Source organism: Rubrivirga sp. (assembly GCF_049648075.1).
Taxonomy (GTDB): Bacteria; Bacteroidota; Rhodothermia; order Rhodothermales; family Rubricoccaceae; genus Rubrivirga.
In genome coordinates this window covers 1-2,484 of record NZ_JBARYR010000386.1, presented here as the reverse complement: position 1 = coordinate 2,484, position 2,484 = coordinate 1, and the positions used below count along the sequence as shown (strand labels likewise).

Sequence of the window (2,484 nt, the reverse complement as noted above, 5' to 3'; positions counted from 1 at the left end):
CGCGCCGTCGCCCCAGACCCTCGTCGGCATCGCGGTGACGCCGGCTCGAGGCAGGACCGTCGGCTTCGCTATTCCCCCCATGTCGTCCCGCGGAGGAGACGGCGATACCGACGAGCCGCCGCCGGAGAAGCCGGACCCGGAGCCAGAACCCGACCCTGACCCCGAGCCGGACCCGCCAGACGACGAGTACGAGTTTTTCTGCAATCCCTTCTCTGATCTTTCGTGTGACGAACAAAGAGAACGAAGGGGGGCGACGAGGCCCGCGGGACCCGCGACCGGCAACGACCAGGCCGTCTCGTTCACGTTCTGAGCCCGTGCGCCGTCGGCACACCCCGTCGCGACCCGCGACGCTGCCCTCGAGGATGCCTGCCCGTCCTCGAGGGCGTGGGACCGAACGTGCCGTCCTCATGACACATGGGCCCCGGCCTCGGGGTCGACCATCGCTCGGGTCGGCATTCCCTCTTGATGTACCGTCCACTCCTCCTACCCATGCTCCGACTCTCCCTCTTTGCGACCCTGCTCCTCGCTGTCACGGTTCCGTCACAGGCGCAGCGCAGCAACGCGACGCACACGCTCCAGATCGAGTACAGCGAGCAGCGCGGTGACTTGCGCGCCGCGACTCTCTCCATCGCGCCGGCCCACGACGGCATGGCCCCTCTTCGACGCGGCGACGTCGATCAGATGGCCGTCCTCTCCACGGCCGGCCAGTGGATCGTCCTCGACCGCATTCTCAGCTCCGGCTTCGGGTCAGAGGCACGCGCGAGGCTCCCTGGGCCGCGGTCCATCCTGATGATCCTGGTGAAGCCAGAGCGTGGCCCTTGGCGCGGGTGGAGAGTCCATGATGCTCGGCCGAGCGCCGAGTGGAGCTACGTCGATCAGCGCGGACGCGCAGCCAGGGCTCCATGCGCGCCCCAGACGTGTCTCGGCAACGTGATCGACGCGTTCGACCAGGTGCGCAGCACGAGGTCCAGCTTCCGGATGGACATCCGCGGCTTCTCCTGGGGTATGTCCGAGGCGAGTGACAAGTAGCAGCACGACATAGCAGAGCCCTCGCCTCGTCGCTACCGCGACGTAATGAGCGCGAGCCCGACCAAGCAGGCGCCGATGCCGGCCCACTGCCGGGCCGTCAGCGACTCGCCGAAGAACGCGAGCCCGGCGACCAAAAGCACGACGGCGACGGACACGTTGACGATGAGCGACGCCGTCGACAGCGGCCAACCGGCGCGGTACGCCAAGAGAAACCCGGCCTCGATGGCGAGCACACCCAGGCCGACGCCGATGGCTGGGCGCCACGCCGCGCGTGCGGACTCGAGGACGGGCGCTCCGCTCGCGACCACGATCCCGACACACGTCGCGAGCCCGACGGCGTAGGCCACCCCAATCACGACGAACGGCCCAGCCCCATCCGGCACAGACTTCTGCGACAGGTGGTAGACGACGGCACCGACCAAAGCCAGCGACAGCGGGGCGAGAGCCGAAAGAGAGGGCATGGTGTCGTCGGGTGTGTGTAGAACTCTAGTCGTCCACGCGGGGCCATCAAAGCGCCGCGGCCTCGAGGGCGCCCGCGCTAGGGTAACCGATCGTCCGGCGCCGACCTCGAGGACGCAAGCCAGTCGCGGTACTGCTGGGCATCCCGACGACGAGCCGCTTGGGCCTCAGGGCTCGAGGACTCCTGTGCAAGTAATCGAATCGACTCCGGGTACTCCGCTCCTGCGAGAGCATCTCGGTAGTCGCGACAGGCGAGGTCGACCCACTCCTGAAGCTGGACCACGCTTCCGCCGCTTTGTTTGATCACCGCGAGCCAGACCCGGTCCCGCTCGCGGTGCCACTCCTCAGCGCCGTACCCCTCGAGAACGGACCGTGCCTCGTCCACGTCCTCGAGGGCGAACGTGTCGGCGAGCTTGGCCTCTAGGAGCGCGATGCCCGAGAGGCCGTCCACCTACCCGTCGTAGTCGTAGAAGCCCTGACCAGACTTCCGGCCGAGCCGGCCGGCAGCCACCATCTTGCGAAGCAGCGGACACGGGCGGTACTTGTCCTCGCCCAGTTCGTGGTGCAGGACCTCCATGATGGACAGGCACACGTCGAGGCCGATAAAGTCGGCGAGCGTGAGCGGCCCCATCGGGTGCGCCATGCCCAACGTCATCACCTGGTCGACGGCCTCGGGCGTTGCGACGCCCTCGTGGACACAGAAAATGGCCTCGTTGATCATCGGCATCAGGACCCGATTCGAGACGAACCCGGCCGCGTCGGTGACCTCGACGGGGGTTTTGCCCAGCCCCTCGCTCAGCTCGCGGACCGCTTCGTAGGTCTCGTCGCTCGTCGCCAGGCCGCGGACGACCTCGACGAGCTTCATCACCGGGACGGGGTTGAAGAAGTGCATCCCGATGACCTTGTCCGGCCTCGAGGTCGCGCCTGCGATCTGGGTGATCGAGATCGAGGACGTGTTCGAGGCGAGGATCGCAGCGGGGGGCGCGGCCTCGTCGA

The 2,484-nt window shown here is 67.9% G+C and carries 5 protein-coding genes; 2 read left to right on the top strand and 3 right to left on the bottom strand.

Annotation, left to right across the window (positions count from 1 at the left end; all coding sequences use genetic code 11):
- Both WBA11_RS11135 and WBA11_RS11130 read left to right on the top strand, forming a co-directional pair.
- Positions 1 to 310: hypothetical protein (locus tag WBA11_RS11135; protein WP_424520760.1), on the top strand; the 310-nt coding region annotated here is incomplete at its 5' end.
- Positions 311 to 489: 179 nt separating this feature from the next.
- Positions 490 to 1,029 (top strand): hypothetical protein, encoded by a 540-nt coding sequence (locus WBA11_RS11130; RefSeq protein ID WP_424520759.1) that lies wholly within the window; start codon positions 490 to 492, stop codon positions 1,027 to 1,029.
- Positions 1,030 to 1,061: 32 nt separating this feature from the next.
- Here WBA11_RS11130 and WBA11_RS11125 read toward each other — a convergent pair whose 3' ends face one another.
- The 3 genes from WBA11_RS11125 to WBA11_RS11115 form a co-directional block, all read right to left on the bottom strand.
- Positions 1,062 to 1,490: a hypothetical protein gene (locus WBA11_RS11125; protein ID WP_424520758.1), complete on the bottom strand. Its 429-nt coding sequence runs from the start codon at positions 1,488 to 1,490 to the stop codon at positions 1,062 to 1,064.
- 77 nt (positions 1,491 to 1,567) lie between these two features.
- On the bottom strand, positions 1,568 to 1,939 hold the full coding sequence (locus tag WBA11_RS11120; protein WP_424520757.1) for a hypothetical protein: 372 nt from the start codon (positions 1,937 to 1,939) through the stop codon (positions 1,568 to 1,570).
- Positions 1,940 to 2,484, bottom strand: a 545-nt coding sequence (locus WBA11_RS11115) for a 3-hydroxyacyl-CoA dehydrogenase family protein (RefSeq protein WP_424520756.1), incomplete at its 5' end; no start/stop codon positions are given. It abuts the gene before it with no gap.